20 protein-coding genes are annotated in these 26,169 nt (G+C 60.4%); 14 read left to right on the forward strand and 6 right to left on the reverse strand.

The features are described from left to right. Positions 1 to 47: 47 nt before the first annotated feature. Positions 48 to 1,004: a thioredoxin gene (trxA, locus tag AEP_RS14140; protein WP_087495976.1), complete on the reverse strand. Its 957-nt coding sequence runs from the start codon at positions 1,002 to 1,004 to the stop codon at positions 48 to 50. Between the two features lie 37 nt (positions 1,005 to 1,041). On the opposite strand from trxA, the gene purE reads away from it, so the two are divergent. The 3 genes from purE to AEP_RS14155 are packed head-to-tail and all read left to right on the forward strand — an operon-like array spanning position 1,042 to position 3,847. Then, positions 1,042 to 1,545: a 5-(carboxyamino)imidazole ribonucleotide mutase gene (purE, locus tag AEP_RS14145; protein ID WP_087495977.1), complete on the forward strand. Its 504-nt coding sequence runs from the start codon at positions 1,042 to 1,044 to the stop codon at positions 1,543 to 1,545. Further along, positions 1,545 to 2,759: a 5-(carboxyamino)imidazole ribonucleotide synthase gene (locus AEP_RS14150; RefSeq protein WP_198301831.1), complete on the forward strand. Its 1,215-nt coding sequence runs from the start codon at positions 1,545 to 1,547 to the stop codon at positions 2,757 to 2,759. The genes purE and AEP_RS14150 overlap by 1 nt, the downstream gene beginning before the upstream one ends. Positions 2,760 to 2,785: 26 nt before the next feature. Then, positions 2,786 to 3,847 carry an L-threonylcarbamoyladenylate synthase gene (locus AEP_RS14155; protein ID WP_087495978.1) on the forward strand — a complete coding sequence of 354 codons (1,062 nt, stop codon included), beginning with the start codon at positions 2,786 to 2,788 and terminating at the stop codon, positions 3,845 to 3,847. A 44-nt stretch (positions 3,848 to 3,891) separates the two neighbouring features. On the opposite strand, the gene dacB is transcribed toward AEP_RS14155, so the two are convergent. Further along, positions 3,892 to 5,388 (reverse strand): D-alanyl-D-alanine carboxypeptidase/D-alanyl-D-alanine endopeptidase, encoded by a 1,497-nt coding sequence (dacB, locus tag AEP_RS14160; RefSeq protein ID WP_087495979.1) that lies wholly within the window; start codon positions 5,386 to 5,388, stop codon positions 3,892 to 3,894. A gap of 41 nt (positions 5,389 to 5,429) precedes the next feature. Here dacB and tsaB point away from each other — a divergent pair, with 41 nt between their 5' ends. The 6 genes from tsaB to AEP_RS14190 all read left to right on the forward strand — a co-directional run bounded on the left by tsaB (position 5,430) and on the right by AEP_RS14190 (position 11,875). Continuing rightward, positions 5,430 to 6,179, forward strand: coding sequence for a tRNA (adenosine(37)-N6)-threonylcarbamoyltransferase complex dimerization subunit type 1 TsaB (tsaB, locus tag AEP_RS14165; RefSeq protein ID WP_087495980.1), 750 nt, complete (start codon positions 5,430 to 5,432; stop codon positions 6,177 to 6,179). Then, positions 6,176 to 6,667: a ribosomal protein S18-alanine N-acetyltransferase gene (gene rimI / locus AEP_RS14170; RefSeq protein WP_087495981.1), complete on the forward strand. Its 492-nt coding sequence runs from the start codon at positions 6,176 to 6,178 to the stop codon at positions 6,665 to 6,667. Before tsaB ends, rimI begins: the two co-directional genes overlap by 4 nt. A 5-nt stretch (positions 6,668 to 6,672) precedes the next feature. Beyond that, the gene (locus AEP_RS14175) at positions 6,673 to 7,545 is read left to right on the forward strand and encodes a uracil-DNA glycosylase (RefSeq protein ID WP_087495982.1); all 873 of its coding nucleotides are present in this window, start codon (positions 6,673 to 6,675) and stop codon (positions 7,543 to 7,545) included. Between the two features lie 23 nt (positions 7,546 to 7,568). Next, entirely contained in the window at positions 7,569 to 8,411 is an 843-nt protein-coding gene (gene pyrF / locus AEP_RS14180) for an orotidine-5'-phosphate decarboxylase (RefSeq protein ID WP_087495983.1), read from the forward strand. 120 nt (positions 8,412 to 8,531) lie between these two features. Continuing rightward, positions 8,532 to 10,358, forward strand: a complete 1,827-nt coding sequence (locus AEP_RS14185; RefSeq protein ID WP_087495984.1) for a DUF1800 domain-containing protein — start codon at positions 8,532 to 8,534, stop codon at positions 10,356 to 10,358. 5 nt (positions 10,359 to 10,363) lie between these two features. After that, positions 10,364 to 11,875, forward strand: a complete 1,512-nt coding sequence (locus tag AEP_RS14190) for a DUF1501 domain-containing protein (RefSeq protein WP_087495985.1) — start codon at positions 10,364 to 10,366, stop codon at positions 11,873 to 11,875. 65 nt (positions 11,876 to 11,940) lie between these two features. On the opposite strand, the gene AEP_RS14195 is transcribed toward AEP_RS14190, so the two are convergent. Next, the gene (locus tag AEP_RS14195; protein ID WP_087495986.1) at positions 11,941 to 12,315 is read right to left on the reverse strand and encodes a DUF779 domain-containing protein; all 375 of its coding nucleotides are present in this window, start codon (positions 12,313 to 12,315) and stop codon (positions 11,941 to 11,943) included. A gap of 343 nt (positions 12,316 to 12,658) precedes the next feature. Beyond that, positions 12,659 to 14,182, reverse strand: a complete 1,524-nt coding sequence (exaC, locus tag AEP_RS14200; RefSeq protein ID WP_087495987.1) for an acetaldehyde dehydrogenase ExaC — start codon at positions 14,180 to 14,182, stop codon at positions 12,659 to 12,661. A gap of 302 nt (positions 14,183 to 14,484) precedes the next feature. Between exaC and AEP_RS14205 the strand changes: the two genes are divergently transcribed. Further along, the gene (locus tag AEP_RS14205; RefSeq protein WP_087495988.1) at positions 14,485 to 16,479 is read left to right on the forward strand and encodes a sigma-54-dependent Fis family transcriptional regulator; all 1,995 of its coding nucleotides are present in this window, start codon (positions 14,485 to 14,487) and stop codon (positions 16,477 to 16,479) included. Between the two features lie 67 nt (positions 16,480 to 16,546). On the opposite strand, the gene uvrA is transcribed toward AEP_RS14205, so the two are convergent. Further along, positions 16,547 to 19,576 (reverse strand): excinuclease ABC subunit UvrA, encoded by a 3,030-nt coding sequence (gene uvrA / locus AEP_RS14210; protein ID WP_442873337.1) that lies wholly within the window; start codon positions 19,574 to 19,576, stop codon positions 16,547 to 16,549. 140 nt (positions 19,577 to 19,716) lie between these two features. On the opposite strand from uvrA, the gene AEP_RS14215 reads away from it, so the two are divergent. Both AEP_RS14215 and ssb read left to right on the forward strand, forming a co-directional pair. Further along, entirely contained in the window at positions 19,717 to 20,904 is a 1,188-nt protein-coding gene (locus AEP_RS14215; RefSeq protein WP_087495990.1) for an MFS transporter, read from the forward strand. 24 nt (positions 20,905 to 20,928) lie between these two features. Continuing rightward, positions 20,929 to 21,429: a single-stranded DNA-binding protein gene (gene ssb / locus AEP_RS14220; RefSeq protein WP_087495991.1), complete on the forward strand. Its 501-nt coding sequence runs from the start codon at positions 20,929 to 20,931 to the stop codon at positions 21,427 to 21,429. Between the two features lie 91 nt (positions 21,430 to 21,520). Here ssb and AEP_RS14225 read toward each other — a convergent pair whose 3' ends face one another. Continuing rightward, entirely contained in the window at positions 21,521 to 23,362 is a 1,842-nt protein-coding gene (locus tag AEP_RS14225; RefSeq protein ID WP_198301832.1) for a TolC family outer membrane protein, read from the reverse strand. A 159-nt stretch (positions 23,363 to 23,521) separates the two neighbouring features. Between AEP_RS14225 and AEP_RS14230 the strand changes: the two genes are divergently transcribed. Both AEP_RS14230 and AEP_RS14235 read left to right on the forward strand, forming a co-directional pair. Continuing rightward, a complete protein-coding gene (locus AEP_RS14230) occupies positions 23,522 to 24,226 on the forward strand; it encodes a transglutaminase-like cysteine peptidase (protein ID WP_232459834.1) in 705 nt (234 codons plus the stop codon). Positions 24,227 to 24,251: 25 nt separating this feature from the next. Then, positions 24,252 to 26,159 carry an EAL domain-containing protein gene (locus AEP_RS14235; protein WP_232459835.1) on the forward strand — a complete coding sequence of 636 codons (1,908 nt, stop codon included), beginning with the start codon at positions 24,252 to 24,254 and terminating at the stop codon, positions 26,157 to 26,159. Positions 26,160 to 26,169 lie beyond the last annotated feature (10 nt).

The raw sequence follows: 26,169 nt of genomic DNA on the forward strand, positions 1-26,169 counted from the left end.
GAAACAAAAAACCGCCATCTGGCGGTTTGTGTGTGGCAAGCGCGGTGTCAGTTCAGTGCCATGCTCAGCTTGCGGCGGTAACTGGCCACCAGCTGCGCTTGCGGGTCTTGCTCGGCCACCACTTTGCCTAGCACCTCGATGCCACCTGCTGTTTTGCCGGCTGCTGCCGGGTCCGCTTTGGGCTTGGGCGGGGTGAGCAACTCGAGAATCGTCACAAAGGTTTTGCGGGGCACTTCGTTGTTCCATGCCTTGTCACGCATGATGATTTCCAGCAGCTCATCCATGGAGCCGGTCCAGTCGCCGCCCACCATGAGCACTCGGGCCTTGGCAAGACGGGTGTCGAAGTCCCGCTTGTTGGATGCAATCACTTCGTCAAACTGCGCAGGGGTCCACAGGCCTTTGTCGTCGGTCAGCACGAACTTGATGGCATCCAGAAACTGCGCCAAGGCTTCGAAGCGCTGCTGCTTGGGGATGTAGGCCAGCGTCGGGGCCAAAGCGGCCTCGGCGTCTTCGATCATGTCGTTTTCGATGAGCAGTTTGACGTAGTCATAGCGGGCGTCATCGTTGCCGGGGTTCAGGGTCAGCGCTTCATGCAGCTTTTGCAGGGCCGCGCGTGGGTCACCTGCTTGGGCCAAAGATTGGGCATCTTCCACATCGGCTTCTGCTTCCAGCACTTCTTCGGAGGGCACGTGCTTGTCCAGAAACTCCTTGAGCTTGCTTTCAGGCACTGCGCCCATGAAGCCATCAGCAGGCTTGCCGTTGATCATCAACACGCAAGTAGGAATGCTCCGGATGCCGAAAGCCTGGGCGAGCTGTTGCTCCTGGTCAGAGTCGATTTTCACCAGCTTGAAGCGGCCGCCGTAGTCGGCTTCCACCTTTTCCAGCAGCGGGCCCAGTGTTTTGCAAGGCCCGCACCAAGGCGCCCAGAAATCGACCAGAACGGGCACCTGGTGGGAGGCGGCGATGACTTCGGTTTCGAAGTTTTCTAGGGTGACGTCGATCATGGGAAGGTAGCTCGGGGTGAAAAAGTAAAATTCAACAATGAAATCAATTCAAATCGGCGTCGTCATGGGTTCCAACTCGGATTGGGACACCATGCAACACGCAGTCCAGATTCTCCAACAGTTTGGTATCGGCTTTGAGGCGCGCGTCATTTCCGCCCACCGCATGCCCGACGACATGTTCCGCTACGCTGAGGCCGCCGTAGGCCGGGGCCTCAAAGCCATCATCGCCGGTGCTGGCGGCGCGGCCCACCTGCCGGGCATGCTGGCAGCCAAAACCACGGTGCCAGTGCTGGGTGTGCCGGTGCAGAGCAAGGCGCTCTCAGGGGTCGACTCCTTGCACAGCATCGTGCAAATGCCCAAGGGCATTCCGGTCGCCACGTTTGCTATTGGCAACGCCGGTGCGGCGAACGCGGCCTTGTTTGCGGTGGCGCTCCTGGCCAACGAAAACCCCGACCTGCGCATGGAGCTGGACGCATTCCGCGTCGACCAGACCCAGACCGCCCGCAACATGACCCTGCCGGTGACCGGCAGCGACGCCTGATGGCCGCACAGGCAGTGGGTGGTTCCAAGATGATGCTGGGCGGACCCAAGGAAATGACGCTGGGCGTGATGGGCGGTGGCCAGCTGGGTCGCATGTTTGCCCATGCTGCGCAACAAATGGGGTTTTTCACTGCGGTGCTGGACCCGGATGCCACCAGCCCGGCAGGCCGCATCAGCCACCACCATGTGCAGACGGCCTACACCGATGCAGAGGGGCTGGCACGATTGGCCGCCGTGTCTGCCGCCATCACCACCGAGTTTGAGAATGTTCCGGCCGAGGCCCTGAACCAGCTGGCACAAAGCCGGCCTGTGGCGCCCAGCGGGGCCGCAGTGGCGATTGCCCAAGACCGCGCGGCTGAAAAGGCGCACTTTGTGCAATGTGGCGTGCCATGCGCGCCCTACGCGGTGATTGAAACAAGGGAGCAATTGGCCGCCATTGACGCCAACTTGCTCCCCGGGATTCTGAAAACCGCCCGCATGGGCTACGACGGCAAAGGCCAGGTTCGCGTGAAGACGCCTGCCGAGTTGGCCGCCGCGTGGGCCGACCTGAAACAGGTGCCCTGCGTGCTGGAAAAGATGCTGCCCCTGCAGTGGGAGTGCAGCGTCATCGTGGCGCGCGGTGCCGATGGCGCCTGCGTGAACCTGCCGGTGCAGCGCAATCTGCACCGCGACGGCATTCTGGCGGTGACCGAGGTTTATGAAGGAAATGTGCCTCCAGCGCTCGCCGAACGTGCGGTGGGTGCTGCGAAATCGATAGCAAGCGGCGTGAACTACGTCGGTGTGCTGTGCGTGGAATTCTTCGTGCTGGACGAATCCCACCCCGCCGCCGCAGGCTTGGGTGGCTTGGTGGTCAACGAGATGGCGCCGCGCCCCCACAACAGCGGCCACTACAGCATGGACGCCTGCGATGTGTCGCAGTTCCATCTGCAGGTGCGCACGCTGGCGGGCTTGCCCTTGGTGCAACCGCGCCAGCACAGCCCGTCCATCATGCTCAATCTGTTGGGTGACATTTGGCCTGAGGATGGTCGTAACGGCGGTGTGCCCGATTGGGCTGCCGTGCTGGCTTTGCCCGGCACCCATTTGCATCTGTACGGCAAGCTGGACGCCAAAAAGGGCCGCAAGATGGGCCACCTCAACGTCACGGGCGCAACCATTGAGCAGGTGCGAGCTACCGCTCTGGAAGCGGCGCGCATCCTCGGCATTGCCGCGTTCTGAATGCCTGTCAGCGAGTCGCCCCGCGCATGATTGTCTCTGCCTACCAATTCGCTGACGGGGTGGAGCTTGCTCCTGATTCCATAGCTGCTGCCGCAGACGCGGTGCGCGCTGGAGGTCTGATGGGCTTGCCAACCGAGACGGTGTATGGCCTGGGGGCGGATGCGTCTGACCCGGTGGCCGTGGGCAAGATATTCAATGCCAAAGGCCGGCCGTCAGACCACCCCTTGATCGTTCACGTCGCTGCGTTTGACGGCGGCATGGGCGGCGTGGCGCACTACTGCGCCCGCGTGCCGGCGTTTGCGCAGCAGCTCATGTCGGCCTTCTGGCCCGGCCCGCTCACCCTCATCCTGCCGCGCAAAGAGGGCGTGGGCGAGGCCGCAGCCGGTGGCCAGAACAGCATAGGCCTGCGCTGCCCGGCCCACCCGGTAGCCCAGGCGGTATTGGCAGCCCTGCGCAAGCCTTCAGACGGCGGGCGCGAAGTCTGGGGCATTGCCGCGCCCAGCGCCAACAAGTTCGGCCGCGTCAGCCCCACAACGGCGGCCCATGTGCATAGCGAATTCGGGGACGACTTGCTGATCCTGGATGGTGGCCCCTGCGAAGTGGGCATCGAGTCCACCATCATCGACTGCACCAGAGGGGCACCGGTTCTCTTGCGTCCGGGCTCCATCACGGCGCAGCAGGTGGAAGATGCCTGCGGACGCAAGCTGCTATCAAAAGAAGAGCTGCTCGCGCAGAGCCAACAGGCGCCAAGGGCCTCCGGGACCCTGGAGTCGCACTACGCGCCCAGCGCGAGCGTGCGCCTGATGGACGCCAAAGCCTTGCAAGCCGCCCTGGACTTGCTGAGCAGCGCCACCCCGCCGGACAAGCGGCCCACCATTGCGCTCTACCACCGCAGCCCGCTGCATGTGCGATCGCCCTTGGTGACCGCCCACCGCATGCCGTCGCATGCCCAGCCGGCAGCGCATGAGCTGTTTTCCAAACTGCGGGAGATGGACGCGCAGGGCGTCAAGCTCATCTGGGTCGAAGCCCCGCCCGATAGCCCCGAGTGGGACGGTGTGCGTGACCGCCTGACCCGCGCAGCTGCCTGAAGCGGGCCACTGCCGGCACGCTTGCCGACCATCAGCCGGTTTTCTTACTGATCCCGCCCCGCCCAGTCCACCAGCGCATCCAGCGCGGGCCGGGCGTCGTTGGCATTGGCGTGGTTGATGAAGGCGACCAGCACATAGCGCTTGCCACTGACGGCGTGCACATAGCCGGCCAGCGTCACCACACCGGTCAGGGTTCCGGTTTTGAGGTGGGCGGTGCCACTGGTGCGGGTTTTGATGCGCTTGAGGGTGCCATCCACGCCGGTAATCGGCAGGGACGACATCAGCTCCGGCATGAAGGGCGCTGCATAGGTGGCCTGCAGCAGGCGGCCCATGGCCTGCGCGGTGATGCGCTCCTGGCGCGAAAGGCCTGAACCGTTGTCCATGACCGGTGCGTCGTCCGTGCCGATGCGGTCCTTCCACCAGCGTTGCACCAGAGCGCGGCTGGCGGCAAAGCTGCCCGGGGGCAGGTTGGCGTCAGCCAGCACATCGGCAGGCAGGCCTTGGGCATTGCCCGCGACCCGACCCAGTGTCAGAAACACCTGCTGCGCCATGACGTTGTTGCTGAACTTGTTGATGTCGCGGATCACCTCCGCCAGCGTGGCCGAGTTCACCACCAGCGCGGGTTTGCCGGACAGCACCCCGGCGGGCACCGTGCCATTGCGCACCGTGCCTAGCACCTTGCCACCCATGCTCTCCCACAGGCCTTGTGCGGCACGTCCGGGATAGGACTTGGGGTCTGCGTAGGCGATGGGCCATACCTTCTCGCCACAGCTTGCGGGGTAGCTGCCTCCGAAGCGGAAGCGCAGCGGATCGGCAAAGTCGCCCTTCAGCGCTCCACGGTAGTCGCCGCAATCGGCAGCGGCAGTATTGAGTGGCACGGTGGCGGGCAGGCTCACACCTGCCAATGGTGGGTCGTACTGCACCTGGGCCACTTTGGCGCCGAGGTCCGGGGTAAATGTCATCACTACTGACTTGAAGTTGATCAGCAGGGCGTCCGGTGCCACGTTGTAGGGGCGCAGGGGCTCGCCGTCGAATTTGGCGGGGTCGGGCTCCGGCAGGTCGAAGGCGCTGCGGTCCAACACGATGTCGCCCGCAATGGTTTTGATGCCCATGCCCTGTACCCTGCGCAGCAGCAGCCACAGGCGCTCCATCACCAGCCTAGGGTCGCCCAAGCCTTTGACGTAGAGGTTGCCGTTGAGCACGCCGTTTTGCACAGTGCCGTCCACATACACCGGGGTGACCCAGGTGTAGGCCGGGCCCAGCAGGTCGAGGGCGGCAATGGTGGTCACCAGCTTCATGGTGGACGCGGGGTTCATGGGGCTGGTGCTACGGTGGGCGAGCCGTGGCGCGGCACCCCCTTGGGCATCCACCACCAGAAACGACACGGCATCCCGCGGCACCTTGGCGCGTGCCAGTGCAGCGTCGACCTCGGGGGGCAGGGTTTGAGCAGTGACGGAGGTGCTCAAAAGCAAGGCCCACAGGCTGAGAGCAGCCCATGTTGCGCGACGGGAATCAGGGGAAAGGAAGCGACGAAGATGCATGCGGGCATTATCCGGCCGGCCCCAGCAGGGATAATTCAGGGATGAACCTGTTGGCCCTGGATACCGGAACCGAATTTCTCTCGATCGCGCTGCGTACCGATGGAGCGGAAGGCACGCGTGTGGTGGAGCACCACAGCGCCGGTGGCGCCAAGGCCTCTACGGATTTGATTGCGGCGATCCTCCAGATGCTGGCCGACGCGGGTGTGGGCTTGGGCCAACTGGATGCCATTTGCTTCGGCAGCGGACCCGGCTCGTTCACCGGTTTGCGCACCGCCTGCTCCGTGGTGCAGGGCCTGGCTTTTGGCGCCGGTGTGCCCGTGCTGGCGGTGGACTCGCTCTTGGCCGTCGCGGAAGATGCCCGTTTCCGGGCAGCGCCGGATGCGTCCACTTTGCAGGTCACAGCTTTGCTCGATGCGCGCATGGACGAGATGTACACGGCGCATTACAGCTACACACTCGGGCAATGGGAGACCCTGCAAGCCAGCACCTTGCTGCGGCCGCAGGATTTGGGCGTCCCGGGCGTTGAGGCCGGTGTGCCACACGTGCTGGCCGGCAATGTGTTTACCGTCTACGCGGACCGGTTGCCGGCGCAAGCCCTGCCATCGGCGCAGGTGGTGCAGGCTTTACCCATGGCCGCTGCCATGTTGCGGCTGGCCCCTGCGATGTTGTCAGCAGGGCTGGCGGTGGATGCGGCGATGGCCATGCCTAGCTACATCCGTGACAAGGTGGCTAAAACCACCGCGGAGCGCGAAGCCGAAAAGGCGGCAGCCCAGGCGGTGGCTGCAGCATGAGTTCTTATGCCAGTCTTCCGATGGCTGATGTGACCCACGAAGCCGCGTTCGAGCCTTTGCTGGCGGACAGTCTGGATCGGGTGCTCCATGTGGAGCAGCGGGCCTACTCGCACCCTTGGAGCCGAGCCAACTTCATCGACGCACTACACAGCGGTTACCAGGCTCAAATGCTGACCGCCAATGGTCAGCTATTGGGTTACTTTGTGGCGATGAAGGGCGTGGATGAGGTGCATTTGCTCAACATCACTGTGGCGCCCGAATTTCAGCGCCAGGGTTGGGCCCGCGTGTTATTGGACGCACTGGCCATCTGGTCGCGGGGCCAGGGTGCGCAATGGCTGTGGCTGGAAGTGCGGGTGAGCAATCAGCGAGCATTGCAGATTTACGAAACCCATGGCTACCGCCGCGTCGGTCAACGCAAGGGCTATTACCCCGCCCACAACGGCCAGCGCGAAGATGCGGTGGTCATGAGCCTGGCACTGGAGCACTGAACACCATGGCACTGCAACTCGACGAACGTCAACGCGCCATGCTGCTGGAAATTGGTGTGCGTGTCTGGCTGCCAGGCACAGATTTCGCCACGGTGGCAGGCAACGAGCCGGCTGAGCATGCCCCTGCGCTGCCTACGCGCACTGCGATGCCTGCTGCAGTGCGTCCTGCACCGGTGGTGGAACAGCGCCCCGCAGCGCCGGTGCCTTTGGCGAGCCGCCCTGTACCCGTGCAGGCCGCCCCTGTGGCCGCGACTGCACCCGCAAACGCATCCATTCAACCATCAGCCTTGGCCGCTTTGGACTGGAACGGTCTGGCCGATACCGCGGCAGCTTGCGAGTCCTGCGGGCTGTGTGCCGGCCGCAAGCACGCGACCTTGCAACCCGCGCAGCAAACGCAAGCGGACTGGATGGTGGTGGGCGACCCGCCTGAGGAAGACGAAGACAGCGTCGCCCAAGCCTTTGTGGAGGCGCCGGGGTTGTTGCTGGACAACATGCTCAAGGCCGTGGGTGCCAGCCGTACCGGCAGTGGCGCGCAAGGTGCCTATGCCACCAATGTGGTGAAGTGCCGTCCACCGCACGGGCGCAACCCGCAGCCTGCTGACCTGGCCCAATGTGCTGCCTACCTGCAGCGCGAAATCGAGCTGCTGCAGCCCAAAGTGATCTTTGCAGTGGGTCGCTTTGCCATTCAGACACTGCTGTCCGAACATGGCGCACTAGCAACCCAGCCGCTGGGCAAGCTGCGCGGTTCTGTCTACCGGTACCGGGGCATCCCGGTGGTGGTGAGTTACCAACCCAAGCTGCTGCTGCGCAACAGCGCCGACAAGGCCAAGGCCTGGGCCGATTTGTGCCTGGCCATGGACGCTCTATCCGCCCCTTAAAGCCCTTTTCTTAAAATAGCCCCATGACCTTTCTTGACCAGTTGCGCACCGCCGAGCGCCAAAACGGCTCCTTGTTGTGCGTGGGCCTGGACCCGGAACCCGCGAAGTTCCCCGAGCATCTGCGGGGCGATGCCAGCAAAATTTACGACTTTTGCGCCGCCATCGTGGACGCCACCGCCGACCTGGTGAATTCCTTCAAACCCCAGATTGCCTACTTCGCCGCCCATGGTGCCGAGGCGCAGCTGGAAAAGCTGATGGAGCACATGCGCCGCACCGCGCCCCAAGTGCCCATCATCCTGGACGCCAAGCGCGGAGACATCGGCAGCACCGCCGAGCAATACGCTAAAGAGGCCTTCGAGCGCTACGGTGCCGATGCGGTCACGCTCTCGCCTTTCATGGGCTTTGACTCGGTGGCGCCCTACCTCAAGTACCACGGCAAGGGCGCTTTTCTGCTGTGCCGCACTTCCAACGCCGGCGGCGACGACTTTCAGTCGCAGCATCTGCGTGATGTGCCGGGACAACCACGTTTGTACGAACACATTGCAGCCTTGGCTCAAGGCCCCTGGAACCTCAATGGCCAGCTGGGTCTGGTGGTGGGGGCCACTTACCCCGCGGAAATTGAGCGAGTCCGTGCATTGGCGCCTACCGTGCCTCTGCTGATACCCGGCGTGGGTGCTCAGGGCGGTGATGCGGTGGCCACTGTCAAAGCGGGCTGGAAGTCCGTAAAAGGCACAACTACTGCGCCCATCGCGGTGAACTCATCCCGCGCCATTCTCTACGCCTCTGCAGGCCCGGATTTCGCCTCTGCTGCCCGCCAAGAGGCCTCGCGGACCCGGGAGTTGTTACAAAACGCAGCCGCGGCCTGAAGCCTGTCTGTTCGGTAAGCGTTTGTAAGACCTTTTGGCGTCAACCGACTTCGTCCGTAACCTTCGGTTCTTGGTAGTCGTTCGCTTGTCGTTGAGCACGATCGTGCCAAAGAGGTCTGTATGGAAACCCACGTTTTGCCGAGCTTGCCCCAAGAAAAGGCGAGCGAATTTTCGTCATCCGGAACTGGTGCGCTGGTAGGTGCATTGGTGGCCAGTGCTGCACTCAGCGCATGCGGTGGTGGCGGAGGGGATAGCAGCGCGTCGCAAACCAATTACGTCCCCGTGGCGGCTGGACGGACCGTCAGTCTGCAAACTTCATCGTACACAGCACTGTCTAGCGTGACTGATGCACAAGCTGCGCGGTTTTTGCTGCAGGCCGGTTTTGCTGCCACAGACTCCGACATGGCCTCTGTGCGCAATCTCGGGTATGCCGGTTGGATTCGGGCTGAGATTGCCAAGTCGTCCGGCATCAGTGGCTGGGATTGGCTCAATAGCCAGGGCTACGGCAACGTGTACAGCACGGCCAATTACTATGACGACACCAGACCCGGCGACTACATGATCTGGAGCCAGCTGATGGCGGCCCCGGACCCTATGCGCAAACGCGCTGCTTTGGCTTTGTCCGAATTGTTTGTAGTGTCGCTCTCCAGTTTGGATTTCAGTTGGCGCAGCCACGGCATTGCGCACTACTGGGACACCCTGGTTACTCACGCGTTCGGCAATTTCCGGGATTTGTTGGAGGCGATCACGCTCAACGTGGCGATGGGCTACTACCTGAACACCAAGGGCAACCTCAAAGAGAACACCACTACCGGTCGCCAGCCCGATGAGAACTATGCCCGGGAGGTGATGCAGCTGTTCACCATCGGTCTCAATCTCTTGAACCCGGATGGAACTTTGAAGCTGGATGCCAACGGAAAAGCACAGGAAACCTATGGGGCCAGCGACGTCAGCAATCTGGCGCGGGTGTTCACCGGTTATGACGTGGACATGAGCCAGAACGTCAACACCGTGATTGCGCAAACCGGCGGAGGCACGCGGACGATTCCAAGTACGACCTATGTGCGTTTGCCGATGAAGTTCAATGCGAACAACCATTCGAACTTGGAAGTGAATTTCCTGGGGGTAACGATTCCGGCCAATACCTCCGGTGCGGCAGCCTTGAAAACGGCACTGGACACGTTATTCAATCATCCCAACACTGCGCCATTTGTTTGCAAGCAACTGATTCAGCGACTCGTGACCAGCAACCCCAGCCCTGCCTATGTGGGGCGTGTAGCTGCTGTTTTTGCTAACAACGGCAAAGGAGTAAGGGGTGACTTGGCCTACGTGTTTGCGGCCATCCTATTGGATAACGAAGCGCGGGATGCCAGCGGCTTGACGGGTAACGAGTACGGCAAGCTGCGCGAACCCATGCTCCGTCTGGTGCAGTGGGTACGGACCTTTGGTGCTGGCTCAAAGAGCGGTGCCTGGAAGATTGATGATCGCAGTTCTCCGGGCGGCGCCTTGGCCCAAAGTCCCCTGCGTTCACCCTCTGTCTTTAACTTCTTCCGGCCGGGTTATGTTCCTCCGTCCACCGTCGCACCTCCCGCAACAGGATTAAGTAGCGGCAAGGTGGCACCCGAATTCCAGATCGTCAATGAAACCAGCGTTGGCGGTTACCTCAATTACATGATGCAGGTGATCGACTCCGGCATCAATTCGGGCGATATCAAGGCAGCTTATACAAGTGAATTGGCCTTGGTGTTGAACCCCGCATCATTGGTCGACCGTTTGAGCTTGTTGCTGGCCGGCGGGCAATTGTCGGGTAGCACCAAAACCATCATTGTTAACGCGCTGCTGGCCGTCAATGTGACAGCCAGCAGCAGTGATTCAGTCAAACGCAACCGGGTTTGCGCTGCTGTGCTGATGGTGATGGCATGCGCTGAATATCTAGTGCAAAAGTAAGGCGAATGGCGATGATGAATCACGATTTGCAAAGTCCCCAGCGTCGCGCCTTTTTGCGCCGCTCAGGTCAATTGGCTTTGACGGGCACCGCATTGCCTTTCGCACTCAACCTGGCGGCCATGGGCGAAGCAGCAGCTTTCAATGCCCCGGCGGGTGACTACAAGGCCTTGGTATGCGTGTTTCTATTTGGTGGTAACGACTATGCCAACACCCTGATTCCTTACGACGACACAAACTACAACCTGTACAGCACCATTCGTGGTGGCGGTGCCGGGCAAACGGCGGGTGGCATCGCCTTGGCGAAATCAGCCTTGACTGCGACCTTGTTGAGTCCCTCGGTGGGGCCTACGGATAGTCAAGGCCAGCTCAATCGCCAGTTTGCACTCAACCCTGCAATGACTGGCTTGGCCGGCCTGTTCAACAGCGGCAAGATGGCCGTACAGCTCAACGTAGGGCCCTTGGTCAAACCGCTGACTCGTACCCAGTACAACAGCAGCGACCGCACAACCTATCCGCGTCCACCGCAGCTGTTTTCACACAACGACCAGCAAAGTATCTGGCAGTCGTCATCACCCGAGGGCTCCACAGTGGGTTGGGGTGGCAATATGGGCGATCTGGTGTTGAGCAATAGTCTCAATACCTCGTCGGTATTCACCTGCATGTCAGTGTCGGGGAATGCGGTGTTCTTGTCGGGTGACACGGCGCTGCAATACCAGGTGAGCACCAGCGGTGCCATCAAAATTCAGCCGGCCACCAACACGTCGTTGTACGGAAATTCGGCGGTGCCTGGTGCCATCTACAACCTACTGCACAACCAGACCAGCGCACACAAGATGGAGAACGAGTACCTGGCAGTTACCAAGCGTGCTCTGGATGCAGAGTCTTCTGTGAGTACTGCATTGGCTTTGACTCCGCCTACTACGACGTTTCCGACGGATTCTTTGGGACAGCAACTCAAGATGGTGGCGCGCCTCATCAACGGCCGCAGCACGCTTGGGGTGCGCCGCCAGGTCTTCTTCGTGTCCATGGGTGGTTTCGATTTGCATGACAACCTGATCCGGGACCACGGGGGACTCCTGGGCAAGGTCAGTGCTGCCATGACCGCGTTCTACAACGCTACTGTCGAGATGGGTGTGGATAGCAAAGTGACCACATTCACCGCGTCCGACTTCGGGCGCACCCTGGCATCCAATGGCGATGGATCCGACCACGGGTGGGGTAGCCACCACTTCGTGGTGGGTGGTGCGGTGAACGGAAAACGTTTCTATGGCGAGGCGCCTCCCATCAACGTAACGGATGGCAGCGGCTCACCTCGGGTGTACTCGGCGGCGGAACAGTGGCACGTGGGTCAAGGACGCCTGCTGCCCCGCACCTCTGTGGACCAGTACGCCGCCACGATGGCCAAATGGTTCGGGGTGACTGACACGGAGATGCCACAGGTGCTGGCCAACATCAATAACTTCGGCACACCGGCCGGCCGCGCAGACTACCCATGGGACATGGGTTTCATGGCCTGATGCTATGAAGTCAGGAGCTGCTCGCGCATATTTGATGCGCGCTACAGGCTGATATGTTGCTGATTTCAGGCGGTGGGCTTCTCGATGCCCAACTCTGCCAACTCCGCATCCGTGAACACCCGTGAGCGGGTGTGAAATGCTTTTCCTTCCGGTCCTTCCAGTGAGAACGTGCCGCCATGGCCCTCGATCACGTCGATGATGAGCTGAGTGTGTTTCCAGTATTCGTACTGTGCCCGGCCTATGTAGAAGGGGCTGCCGCCTACGTCGCCCAAGTACACATCGCCCGCACCCATGGTGATTTCTCCGGGTAGGTAACAGTTGGCAGCGCTGTTATCGCAGCAGCCACCGCTTTGGTGGAACATCAAATCGGGGCCATGCTTGGTTTTGAGAAAGGCCACCAGCTCCAGGGCCGCGGGGGTGGCTACTACTTTGTCGACCATGGTTTGTCTCCTTGTCGGAAGATTGCTCAGCTTGCTGTTTTGGCGCTCGCAGCTTCGGGGACTGTGTGGGCCGCCACCTCATACTGGGGTACCAGAAATCGGCGTCCGCCCACACAGTCCCCGAAGCAGGGTCGTTTGAGTGCAGCCGTCGTAAATCATTCAACGTCTGCGTCAGTCCGACTGGATTTTCGTGTCGAGCACCAAGAGCCAAACGGCTACGCCAAGGGTGACCACCGATTTGAGTGCCTCGAAACTTCGTTTTCTGGTACTCCAGTATCAGGTGGGCGCCCTTGGGGTAGCCGCTTGGCGACCCCTCCGGCGAGAAGGGGCTTAAGTCACCGCTTTAGAAGAAGCCCAGCTTGTTCTCGGAGTACGACACCAACAAGTTCTTGGTCTGCTGGTAGTGGTCCAGCATCATCTTGTGGGTTTCGCGGCCGATGCCGGATTCCTTGTAGCCGCCGAAAGCTGCGTGTGCAGGGTAGGCGTGGTAGCAGTTGGTCCAGACGCGGCCAGCCTTGATGGCACGACCCATGCGGTAGGCCACGTTGCCATTGCGGCTCCACACGCCGGCGCCCAGACCGTAGAGCGTGTCATTGGCAATGGCCAATGCTTCGGCTTCGTCCTTGAAGGTGGTCACGGCCAGCACGGGACCGAAAATTTCTTCCTGGAAGATGCGCATCTTGTTGTGGCCCTTGAACAGGGTGGGCTGCACGTAGTAGCCGCCTTCCAAGTCGCCACCCAAATGGGCTTGGCCGCCGCCTGCCAGCAGCTCTGCGCCTTCTTGCTTGCCCAAGTCCAAGTAGCTCAGGATCTTGGTCAGCTGCTCTTTGGAGGCCTGCGCGCCCATCATGCTGTCAGTGTCCAGCGGGTTCATGTGCTTGATGGCGGCCACGCGCTTCAACACGCGTTCCATGAACTTGTCGTAGATCGATTCCTGAATCAGCGCGCGGGATGGGCAGGTGCAAACTTCGCCTTGGTTGAAGGCAAACAGCACCAAGCCTTCGATGGCTTTGTCCAGGAAGGCGTCGTCCTTGTCCATCACGTCCGCAAAGAACACGTTGGGGCTCTTGCCGCCCAGTTCCAGCGTGGCGGGAATCAGGTTGTTGGCAGCGGCTTGTGCAATCACGCGGCCGGTGGTGGTGGAGCCGGTGAAGGCGATCTTGGCAATACGCTTGCTGGTGGCCAGAGGCATGCCGGCTTCGCGACCGTAACCGTTGACGATGTTCAGCACGCCGGGCGGCAGCAGGTCGGCAATCAGCTCAGCCAAGATCAAGATGGAGATGGGAGTGGACTCGGCGGGTTTGAGCACCACGCAGTTGCCGGCGCCCAAGGCAGGCGCCAGTTTCCAGGCCGCCATCAGGATGGGGAAGTTCCAGGGAATGATTTGGCCCACCACGCCCAGGGGTTCCTGGATGTGATACGCCACGGTGTTCTCGTCGATGTTGGACAAGGCGCCTTCTTGCGCACGCACGCAGCCTGCGAAGTAACGGAAGTGGTCTACGGTGAGGGGGATGTCGGCGTTCAGGGTCTCGCGGATGGCTTTGCCATTGTCCACGGTTTCTGCGTAGGCCAGCAGTTCCAGGTTTTGCTCGATGCGGTCGGCAATCTTGAGCAGGATGTTGGCGCGGGTGGCTGCGTCGGTTTTGCCCCATGCATCAGAAGCAGCGTGCGCGGCGTCCAGCGCGAGCTCAATGTCTTCAGCGGTGGAGCGGGCGGCTTGGGTGTAGACCTTGCCGCTCACCGGCGTGATGACGTCGAAGTACTGCCCCTTGACCGGCGCTACCCATTTGCCGCCGATGAAGTTGTTGTACTGGGATTTGTAGGTAATCTTCGCGCCAGCGGCGCCGGGTGCTGCGTAAATAGCCATGGTTGTCGTCCTCTTGTGATTGGTTTGGTTTCCCGCAGAGTCACTCTGCCGGGTGGCCTGTACTCTCAAAAGGCGTGCCATGCGTTTCGGTCGGCTCAATGTATTGATTTCATTGAACTTTTTGCAAATGTTGATCTGCCGCAAGCTGTCCGCAAGCCAGGCCTGTCAAGCTTTGCCACAGTGACAGTTGTCACAAAATGGAACAGTCGGACAGATGCGGGGCTGCGCGGCATTGCCCGCCGCGCAAGCTACCCCCATACTGGGCCCAAAGCGGGGCGATATGACCCCGCGCAGGAGACAACGTGCGATCACCATCCCCCTTGCTGGCCTTGCGACAGGCCCGGCAGCAACTATTGGAAACCGGGCAATGCCCTGAGGGCGTTGTCGATGCGCGCCTGGCCCGTTCCTGGCACCGCAGTGTGGCTGCAGGCTTGGCGCCCACTGCCCGCGTGGCCCCTGAACATGCCAGCAGCCACCATTTGCGCCATGTGTTGGCCAGCAACCATGCCTTGTTGGCGCATTCCCGGCCGGTCATGGAGTACGTGTTCGATCAAGTCCGTCAAAGCCAGAGCGTGGTGGTGCTCGCCGACTCCGCCGGCATGTTGATGCACACCTTGGGTGACCCGTACTTTGTGGATAAAGCCGAGCGCGTGGCGCTCACCAGCGGCGCTTCGTGGGCCGAGGCCCACCGGGGCACCAACGCGATTGGTACGGCGTTGGCAGAGCGAAGTGCGGTGGAAATCCATGGCTCTGAGCATTTTCTGGAGCGCAATGGTTTCTTGACCTGCGCGGCCTCGCCTATTTTGTCGGCCACTGGCGAGCTGACCGGCATTCTGGATATCTCCGGCGACCACCGCAACGGCCATGCCCACACCTTGGGGCTGGTGAGCACCGCAGCCCGCATGATTGAAAACCGCCTGATGGTGGCCACCTGCAAACGCAACATCCGTCTGCACCTGCATGTGCAGCCTGAGGGGATCGGCAGCGTGGCTGAGGGCATCATCGCGCTCTCAGACGACGGATGGATCGTTGGTGCCAACCGCGTGGGGCTGGCCCTGCTGCGCTTGAACGCGGGGGATATTGGCGCGACCACCATGGAGCGCGTGCTCGATGTGCGGCTGGACGATTTGCTGTCGCGCCACAAGCGCCGTCCCCAGCAGCCTCAGCAATTGCGTTTGCACAACGGCGCCGTGCTGTTTGCCCAAGTGCAGGTGGATGCATCCGTACTGCCCGCCATCAGCCAGTCCAACGCCGTGCGCGCAGCCAGTGCCGCAGCAGCTACGCCTGCAGCCGGTGCCGATGCCCTGGCCGCGTTGGACACCGGCGACGCCCGCTGGCGCAGCGCCGCCGACAAGGCCCGCCGCATCGTCGGCAAGCCGATACCGCTGCTGATTCAGGGCGAATCCGGCGTGGGCAAAGAGATGTTTGCCCGCGCCCTGCACGCCAGCGGCCCGCGCCGCGAAGGGCCCTTCGTGGCCATCAACTGCGGCGCCATACCCGAGAGCCTGATCGAATCCGAGCTCTTCGGCTACGTGGCCGGCGCCTTCACGGGTGCGCGCAAAGAGGGTAGCCCCGGCCGCTTGCGCGAGGCCCATGGCGGCACGCTTTTCCTGGATGAAATCGGCGACATGCCCTTGGCCATGCAAACCCGCTTGCTCCGTGTGCTGCAAGAGCGCACGGTGACACCTGTGGGCGCCGGAAAGTCCGTGGCAGTGGATTTCGCGCTCATCAGCGCCACCCACTGCAAGCTGGCGGAAGCCTCTGAGAAGGGCGCCTTCCGCCAGGACCTGTACTACCGCATCAACGGCCTCACGGTTACGCTCCCGGCCTTGCGAGAACGCAGCGATCTGGTGCCCTTGACCGAGCGCTTGCTGGCTGACCTGAGCCCGGACGTGCCAGTGCAGGTGGCACCGGACTTGATGCAGCGCTTGACCAGCTACCCCTGGCCCGGCAACCTGCGCCAATACGCCAGCGTATTGCGCACCGCCTGCGCCATGTTGCAAGACGGGGAAGATACGCTCGACTGGACGCACATGCCGGACGATTTGTTGGAGGCCTTGCAGGCGCCTTCGCTGGCGGAGCGGATTGTGGACACCCAATCAGCGCAGACCCCAGCACCCTATGCTCCGGATGCACAGCCCGCTGAGGTGCGGACCCCTCAAAGCCTGCAGGCCTTGTCCCAAGCCGCTATCCAGCAAGCCTTGGAGGCCACCCGTGGCAACGTGTCCCTCGCCGCCCGGCAACTGGGCATCAGCAGGCAGACGCTGTATCGCAAGCTGAGTGCTGCCAGTGCTTGATTTGCTATTAAATTAGTAGCTGCTCGCGCACATTCTATGTGCGCCAGAGCCTGATTTGACCCAAATATCAGTCTTCCAGCAGCGGCCTCAAATACTTGCCCGTATGGCTGGCCGGGTTGGCAGCAATGTCTTCCGGCGTGCCCACACCGACCACGGTGCCGCCACCCGCGCCGCCTTCGGGGCCGATGTCGATCAGCCAGTCGGCAGTTTTGATGACGTCCAGGTTGTGTTCGATGATGACGATGGTGTTGCCCGCGTCGCGCAGCTGGTGCAGCACTTTGAGCAGCAGTGCGATGTCGGCAAAGTGCAGGCCGGTGGTGGGCTCGTCGAGGATGTAAAGTGTGCGGCCGGTGTCTTTTTTGGACAGCTCCAGGGCCAGCTTCACGCGCTGTGCCTCGCCACCGGACAGCGTGGTGGCGGCTTGCCCGAGGCGGATGTAAGACAGGCCCACGTCCAGCAAGGTTTGCAGCTTGCGCGCGATGGTGGGCACGGCCTGCAGGAACTCGTAGGCGGCTTCCACCGTCATGTCCAGGATCTGCGCGATGTTCTTGCCCTTGTAGAGCACTTCCAGTGTTTCGCGGTTGTAGCGCTGGCCGGCGCACACGTCGCAGGGCACATACACGTCGGGCAGAAAGTGCATCTCCACCTTCACCATGCCGTCGCCCTGGCAGGCCTCGCAGCGGCCACCGGCGACGTTGAAGCTGAAGCGCCCCGGGCCGTAGCCGCGTTCGCGCGCCGTGGGCACCTCGGCCATCAGCTCGCGGATGGGGGTGAACAGGCCGGTGTAGGTGGCCGGGTTGGAACGCGGTGTGCGGCCAATGGGCGACTGGTCGACGTTGATGACCTTGTCGAAATACTGGATGCCTTCAATGCTCTCGTGGGCTGCGGGCTCGTCGTGTGCGCGGTAGAGCTGGCGTGCCACGGCGGCGTAGAGCGTGTCGTTCACCAGTGTAGATTTACCTGAGCCGGACACGCCGGTTACGCAGGTGAGCAGGCCCACGGGGAAGTCCACATTCACACCCTTGAGGTTGTGCCCCGTGGCACCGGTAATGCGGATGGCCTGCAACGTGCCCTGGGTGGCGATGTGCTGCGCCTGCCGCTCGGCCCAGGCCAAAGCTGCCTTGCTGGGTGCGCCTTTGCCGGCACCTTTGGCGACCGGCTTGGCTTCTTCCACCACCGGCAGCCAAGGCGTGCGGCGCTTGGGCACTTCGATACGCAGTGTTTTGGCGAGGTATTGACCGGTCAGTGAGTCAGGGTTGGCTTTAACTTCGTCAAACGTGCCCTGGGCAATCACCCGCCCGCCATGCACGCCGGCGCCCAGGCCCATGTCGATCACATGGTCGGCGGCGCGCATCATGTCTTCGTCGTGCTCCACCACTAGTACGCTGTTGCCAATATCGCGCAGGTGCTGCAGGGTGCCGATCAGCCGGTCGTTGTCACGCTGGTGCAGGCCGATGCTGGGCTCATCGAGCACGTACATCACACCGGTCAGGCCGGAACCGATCTGGCTGGCCAGGCGGATGCGCTGGCTCTCACCGCCGCTGAGCGTTTCGGCACTGCGGTCCAGGCTCAGATAGTTCAGGCCCACGTCGTTCAGGAACTTCAGCCGCAAGCCGATCTCGCGGATGACCTTGGCGGCAATTTCCCCACGTGCCCCTGGCATCTGCAATGTGTTGAAGTAGGCAAAGCTTTCGCGCAGGGTGACGTGGCTGATCTCATAAATGGCGCGGGCTTGGTCGCCCTCGCCGATCTTGACGTGACGCGCTTCCTTGCGCAGGCGCGATCCGAAGCAGTCGGGGCAGGGCTGGGTGCTGCGCAGGCGGCCCAGGTCTTCGCGCACTACGGCTGAGTCGGTCTCGCGGTAGCGCCGCTGCATGTTGGGGATGATGCCTTCGAAGGGGTGCTTCTTGGTGACCTTTTTGCCCTGAGAGGCGCCCGAGTCCATGATGTAGCTGAACTTGATCTCTTCGTCGCCTGAGCCGTGCAGGATGGCGTGCTGCACGTTCTCCGGCAAGCTTTCAAACGCCGCTTCAATGTCAAACGCGTAGTGTTTGGCCAGGCTCTCCAGCATGCTGAAGTAGTAGCCGTTACGCCGGTCCCAGCCCTTGATGGCGCCACTCGCCAGGCTTAGGGTGGGGAAGGCGACCACGCGAGCGGGATCAAAAAACTCGTGGTTACCCAGGCCATCGCAGGTAGGGCAAGCGCCCACGGGAGAGTTGAACGAGAACAGGCGGGGCTCCAACTCGGCAATCGAGTAATTGCACACCGGGCAGGCGAACTTGGCGTTAAACAGGTGCTCGGCCCCGCTGTCCATCTCCAGCGCAATCGCACGACCACCCGCCAGACGCAACGCGGCTTCAAAGCTCTCGGCCAGACGTTGTTTAAGGTCTGCGCGCACCTTGATGCGGTCGACCACCACATCGATGTCGTGCTTCTCGGTTTTCTTGAGTTTGGGCAGGTTCTCGGCTTCCACTGCTTCGCCGTTAATGCGAAAGCGCACGTAGCCCTGGGCCTGCATGTCGGCAAATACCTCCAGAAACTCGCCTTTCTTCTCGCGTGCTACCGGGGCGAGGATCATGAGTTTGGTTTCTTCCGGCAAGGCCAACACCGCATCCACCATCTGGCTCACGGTTTGGCTTTGCAGCGGCAGGTCGTGGTCCGGGCAGAACGGTGTACCCGCGCGAGCAAACAGCAGACGCAGATAGTCATGGATTTCGGTGACTGTGCCGACCGTGGAGCGGGGGTTGTGACTGGTGGCTTTTTGCTCGATGCTGATGGCCGGTGACAGGCCCTCAATCATGTCCACATCGGGCTTGTCCATCAGTTGCAAAAACTGGCGCGCGTAGGTGGACAGGCTTTCCACATAGCGGCGCTGACCCTCGGCATACAGCGTGTCAAATGCCAGACTCGATTTGCCAGAACCCGACAGGCCGGTAATCACCACCAACTGGTTGCGCGGGATATCGAGGTCGATGTTCTTCAGGTTGTGGGTACGCGCACCCCGCACGCTGATGGTTTGCTGCTGCAGCGCCCGGGCGAGGTACTTGCCATCCTCGTGATGCACAAGGTCCTTGCTGTCGTGAGTGGAAGAGTTCAAGTTCGTGGCCGCCGGAAGAGTAACCCGCCATGATAGACAATGTCGGGTTGCGGTGTCGCCTCCCCGGTTTTCACCGTCCTTTATGCCTGAGAGTGACTGCCGTGTCTGCCCCCTCCGCCCCATCTGCCCTTGATACCGTGATGACGCCCCAAGAGAGGCGCTCCAGCGCCTCGCTGGCCCTGATTTTTGCGTTGCGCATGCTGGGTCTCTTTCTCGTGTTGCCGGTATTTGCACTGGAGGCCCGCAAGTACCCCGGTGGGGACGATGCCGCGCTGGTCGGCATGGCCATGGGCATTTATGGCCTGACGCAAGGCATCTTGCAGATCCCGTTTGGTGTGGCATCCGACAAGTTTGGCCGCAAGCCGGTGATGGTGGTCGGGCTGTTGATTTTTGCGGCCGGCAGTGCCATTGCTGCTTGGGCGCCTAGCCTGCATTGGCTGGTGGCAGGGCGGGCGCTGCAAGGGGCGGGCGCTATTTCCGCCGCAGTCACCGCTTTGTTGGCCGACCAGACTCGCGACGTCGTGCGCACCAAAGCCATGGCCTTGGTGGGGGCGAGCATCGGGCTGATGTTTGCCCTGTCGCTGGTGCTGTCGCCTTTGCTGGCATCTTTCATCGGGCTGCATGGCTTGTTTGCGATGACGTCTGCACTGGCTGTGGGTGGCATCGCGGTGGTGATCTGGTGGGTACCGCCTGAACCGGAAAAACAGGTGGATCAGGCCCGGGGTGGCGTGCTCTCAGTGTTGCGACATCCGGCCCTGTTGCGGCTGGACTTCGGGGTGTTTGTGCTTCATGCGGTGCAGCTGTCCATGTGGGTGGCATTGCCTGCCATGTTGGTGCAAGCCGGGTTGGCGCGGGACCAGCACTGGCAGGTGTATTTGCCGGCGGTGCTGGCTTCATTTTTCGTCATGGGTGCCACACTCTTCCCGCTGGAGAAAAAAGGCTATCTGCGCGCTGTGTTTTTGTCGGCTATTGCCTTGATTGCCTTGGTGCAGCTGGCGCTCTGGGCGCTTGTCCACACCGTGGCAGGTGTTTGGCCGATGGCGCTGGTGTTGTTTGTGTTCTTTTGTGGTTTCAATGTGCTGGAGGCCAGTCAGCCCAGCCTGGCTTCCCGCGTAGCACCTGCGGCTTCACGTGGCGCCGCACTGGGGGTTTACAACACCTTGCAGTCTTTGGGCTTCTTTGCGGGCGGTGCTTTCGGGGGCTGGCTGGTTAAGTCCGCCGGTGCGCAAGCCTTGTTTCTTGTAAGCACCTTAGCCATGTTGGCCTGGTTGGGGGTTGCCTGGGGGATGGACGCTCCGGCGTCAAAGACAGGTCTAAAGGCAGGATAATCAGCGACTAATCTGGAGAAAACCATGGCATCCGTCAACAAAGTCATTCTGGTCGGTAATTGCGGCCGCGATCCTGAAATCCGCTATCTGCCGTCCGGTCAGGCGGTGGCGAACGTCAGCGTAGCTACCAGTAGCCGCCGTAAAGATCGCAATACCGGCGAGACCGTGGAAGACACCCAGTGGCACCGGGTCACTTTTTATGACCGTCTGGCCGAAATTGCCGGTGAGTACGTCAAGAAAGGCCGCCCCATTTACGTGGAAGGCCGCTTGAAATATGGCAAGTACACCGACCAGTCCGGTGTGGAAAAGAGCACGGTGGACATTGTGGCGACCGAGTTGCAATTGTTGGGTGGCCGCGAGGGCATGGGCGGCCCCTCTGATGGTGGCGATGAAGGCGGTGCACCACCACCCCGCCGGATGGCGCCTCCTCCCCGTGCTGCCGCACCGGCACCTGCGCCCCGTCAGGCCCCTGCACCGCGCCCGGCCAGCGGCTTTGATGACATGGACGACGATATTCCGTTCTGACAGTTTTTTTGCACCTGCCGGTCTCTCAAGACCTGTTTGGTTCAGGCATAAAAAAGCGACCCGAGGGTCGCTTTTTTGCGGGCCGGTGAACTTAGAAAGTGCGACCCTTGGTTACGGTTTCCTTCAGGATCTTCCAGGCGCCACCCACGTATTCCATGGAGAGTGTTTTTTCCACTGTGTCACGGTAGTCTTCCGAGCCATATTCTTGGGTGAAGGAGACTTCGGTGGTTTTGCCGTCGCACTGGGCAGGGGTAATGTTCTTCAATACCGTCGAAATTCCACCTTGCTTACCGACGCGCTTCTTGCGCAGGCTTTCCCATTGACTGCGGCTCAAGCCCTGGGCTGGTACAAAACCGTCCGCGTAGGCAGAGAAGTAGCCATTGATGTCTTTGCCATTCCAAGCCGCGATCCATTTTTCGACAGAAGGAGCTACCGCGTCACACAGCGCCTTGCTTGATAGCACTGCAGGTGCGGGTGCCGGGGCAGGTACTGGAGCTGGTGCTGGTGCAATCGGTGCAGTGGCCAAAGTCGGCTTCGGCAGACTGGATTTGTCCAGTACCACCTGCGGTGCAAGGTCGGACACACATTGCATGGCATCGTCGTTGGCATCGGTGCCGGCTGGTTGGTCCGGTGCCTGGGTTTCCAAGGGGCGCAGTTTGAGAGCAGACAGCAGGGTGCCGTTCGCAGCCAAAACGCGTGCCTTTGCCAGCGAAAGGTCATATTCCGCGTTGACCAAGGCACGACGTGCCTGGAAATATTCGTTCTCGGTATCCAACAAATCCAGCAAGGAGCGCTGGCCAATGTCGAACTGCTGACGATAGGCTTCGCGCGCTTTCGAGGTGGACAACTCATGTTGGCTCAAAAAGCCGATCTGGCTCTCCAATTTGCTCACGTCGTTGTAGGCAATCAAGGCGGTTTGACGAACGTCGCGGCACACCTTGTCGCGCAAGTCGTAGGTTGCGTTGAGTTTGTCGACGTACTGACGTATGCGTGCCTGATCAGAGCCGCCTTTGTACAAGTTGTAGTTCAGCACCAATTGCAGGGCTGAGTCGCGATAATCGCCCGTTACCGCCGAGCGGTTGGTTTCGAAGCTCTGAGAAGCTCTGAATTCCAGAGTCGGATAGTTCGCGGCCTTGCGAAGCTCTGCATCTGCGCGGTAGGCGCGGATATTGGACACGGCGCCTAGAAACTCAGGGTTGCCTCGAACTGTGTTTGCAACGTAGTTTTCCCGGCCTGGCAGGAAGGCAGAGAGATTCGGCGCTGTAGAGAGTTCCTTGCTGGGCATCTCGCCTACCAGGCGTTGGTAGCGAGCGGTGACATCATGCAGGTTGCTGGCTTCTGTTAACCAATTGGACTCAGCCAAAGCCAGACGTCCTGCGGCCTGTTCCAGATCAACCCGCCGGCCTACGCCAGCTTTGACGCGGGCCTCCAAACGTGAGTAGACGTCGGCATGGTTAGCGTAGTTCTCTTTTGCAAGCTCCACCAGTTCGCGGTAACGCTGAACGTCGAGGTAGGCACGGGCGGCTTCCAGCCCGATGTTGTCGCTGGTTGCCAGAAGATCGTAGTAAGCAGCCATCCGGGAATGTCCCAGGCGACGAACGTCACTCATCGTCGCAAACCCATCGAACAATGTCTGGCGCAATTGGAGTGTCGCGGTTGAGTTGGAATATCCCTTGTCTGATTTCATTCCCGGGGAAAAGGTCGATTTCTCACCGGCTGTGGCTTCCAGGTCGATCCGGGGGCGCCATCCGCCTTCAGCAACTGCTTGTTCGTTGGCAGAAGCCAATAGGTTTTTGTGCTTTACTTTGACTTCGGGGTTCTCAAGAATGGCCTTCTCGACAGCCGCTTGCAGCTGGTTGACCGACTGTGCGTGGCTGATGCCGGCAATAAAGAGCGCGGCAGTGGCTATAGCGAGTGGAGTACGAGTGATCATTCTTGTATGCTGTTGAGAGACTGGTTTTCTTGAGCGGTGGCTCGATAAACCACCCCAAGTCCGTGTGTTTGGCGGTTCAAAGTGCCCGAATTTTAGGCGTTCTCGTGATTTTTTCGTCATCAGTGCTGTGACAAATTGCCGCTTTTCCACTATTTCCGTGTGAAAAACATCACCTTTGCCAAATTAATGCGTTTCGAGTCCAGGGCAGGTTGTATCGCCGGCCGGACTTGTTTCTCGTTGCTTTTGGCAATGGCATGTTGGGTATTTGCGGCGACGAACTTCGATGCACTGCAGTCTACGTTTGTGCAGCGCTGGGGGGCAGCAGCGCAACCCAAGTTTGAAGCTTGGCGCAAATTAGTGAATGGTTTGACCGATGTTTCAGATCAAGAGCGGATAAAGCGCGTCAACACATTCATCAATCAACAAGTGCTATTTGGTGAAGACGGCGCAATCTGGGGGCAAGTGGATTATTGGGCGACTCCGCTTGAAACGCTTGGCCGTTCTGCAGGTGATTGTGAGGACTTCGCGATTGCCAAGTATTTTACGTTGCTCCAGGTCGGAGTGCAGCCGGACAAGTTGCGCCTGATATATGTGCGAGCCAAAACTGGGACTTCTGAAGCGACGCAAGCCCACATGGTGCTCGCCTATTACACGGCGCCGGACGCTGAGCCTTTGGTGATGGACAACCTGATTGGTGATATTCGGCCTGCTTCCAGAAGACCAGATCTGGTCCCCATTTTCAGCTTTAACGGGTCAGGTGTTTTTGCCGGTGTTGGCGGTGGTGGAACCGCCGCGGGAGGCACCGGGCGATTGTCCCGTTGGGAAGACTTGCTGAGGCGAGCCAAAGCCGAAGGCTTTGAATAATTTGAGGTAAGGAAATCGTATGTCCATGTATAGACAACTTTGGTTGGCCATTATCGCAAGCATGCTGCTGGCCCTTGGGGGAGGGCTACTTGCCTCTTTGCTCTCTGCCCGTGGCTATCTGGAGTCGCAACTGGCAATCAAAAATACTGACAACGCCGTTGCCCTAGCCCTGTCATTGAGTCAAAGTAATCCGGATCCGGTGACGGTTGATCTGGTGACGGCGTCTTTGTTTGATAGTGGTCATTACCAACTGGTGCGCATCGTCGATCCCCGCGGCAATGTGATTTCCCAGAGGGAAGCCCCTGAGGGCGGACTGGATGCTCCCGCCTGGTTCGTAAAGTTGATGCCGATCCACTCGGAGCCTGGCCAGGCTCAAATCAGCGATGGGTGGAAACAGTTCGGAACCGTAACGCTGATCAGCCATAGTCGATTTGCATATGGAGCTCTTTGGAAGAGTGCCTATGAAATGACGCTGGCACTTTCCCTCGCTGGGCTAGTTGGTGGATATCTTGGTAGTCTGGTGCTGAGTCGATTGCGCAAACCTTTGAAATCGGTCATTGATCAAGCAGTGGCGATTACTCAGCGCCGGTTTGTCACTATTGACGTGCCGCGTGTGCCGGAGCTACGGCAACTCGCTGTTGCCATGAACGAAACAGTAGGTCGCCTGAAAGCCATGTTTGAGGATGAGGCTGGGCGCTTGGAGCAAGTGCGACAGGAGGCCAATTTCGATCAAATGACAGGGTTGACTAATCGTGCACACTTCATGGCCCGACTGAGGCATGCTTTGGAAGCAGAGGATTCGGTGGGTGGAACTCTGTTCATGCTGCGGTTGAATGATTTAGCAAGCATCAACAGGCGCCTTGGAAGGGAGTCCGCAGACTCGCTATTGAAGCTAACCGCCAAAATTCTCATCAGTAGTTTTCCCGATACCGGTAGGTCAGTCGTTGCACGGCTCAATGGCGCCGATTTTGCAGTCTTCACTCGTGAAAGCGTGGATGGTTCAGTGATTGCCGTTCGGCTTCTGGAGGCTCTGGGCCAAGAGGCGGCGCCATACATGGATGGCAATCTCAGCGGTTTCATAGGCTTTGGGAGATTTAGTCGTAACGATGATTTAGGCAGCCTCTTGGCGAGGGTGGATGCTGCACTAGCCGCGGCTGAAACTCAGTCACATAGCGCTGTGCACGAAGCCGTTTATTCGGATTCCGATGAACTGCCTCGATCCTCTGAGCAATGGGCTAAATTGATTGGTAGGGCTTTGGAGAACCGCTGGGTGCGACTGATTGCGTTTCCGGTGATGACTCTTTCCGGTGGCCTTTCCCATAAAGAGTGCCCATTGCGGTTGATGTTTGACGAGTCAGGAGAGTGGTTGCCCGCAGGTAGATTTTTGCCGATCGCAGAGCGACTTAAGCTGACCCCAGCTTTGGATTTGATGGCGGTTTCACTCGGGCTCGATGAACTTGAGAAAGAACCTGATTTGCCAGGATTGGCGATCAATTTGTCCGCGAGTTCTTTAGAGAGTGCGGACTTTCTCAACAAACTACTTGAGATCTTGAAGCAGCGCAGCACACTTGCTAACCGTTTGTGGCTGGAAGTTCCTGAGGAGGGTGCGTTGAAGCACCTCGAAAGCTTCAGGCAACTTTGCTTTGCGCTGAAAAAGCGTGGTTGCCGCATTGGGCTTGAGCATTTCGGCCATCGCTTCAGCCAAATCGGACAACTTCATGATTTGGGCTTGGATTACTTGAAGGTCGATTCAAGTTTTGTGCGTGGAGTTAATGCGAATGCCGGTAACGAAGCATTCCTAAAGGGTTTGTGCAGCATTGCGCACAATATAGGCCTGCAGGTGATCGCAGAAGGTGTGAGCACATCGGCAGAATGCAATGCTCTCAAAGCTATCGGTTTTGATGCGGCTACTGGACCTGGTATTCAATCTTAAGAAGGCCCGC

Origin of the sequence: Curvibacter sp. AEP1-3 (genome assembly GCF_002163715.1) — a bacterium.
Lineage (GTDB): Bacteria > Pseudomonadota > Gammaproteobacteria > Burkholderiales > Burkholderiaceae_C > Allorhodoferax.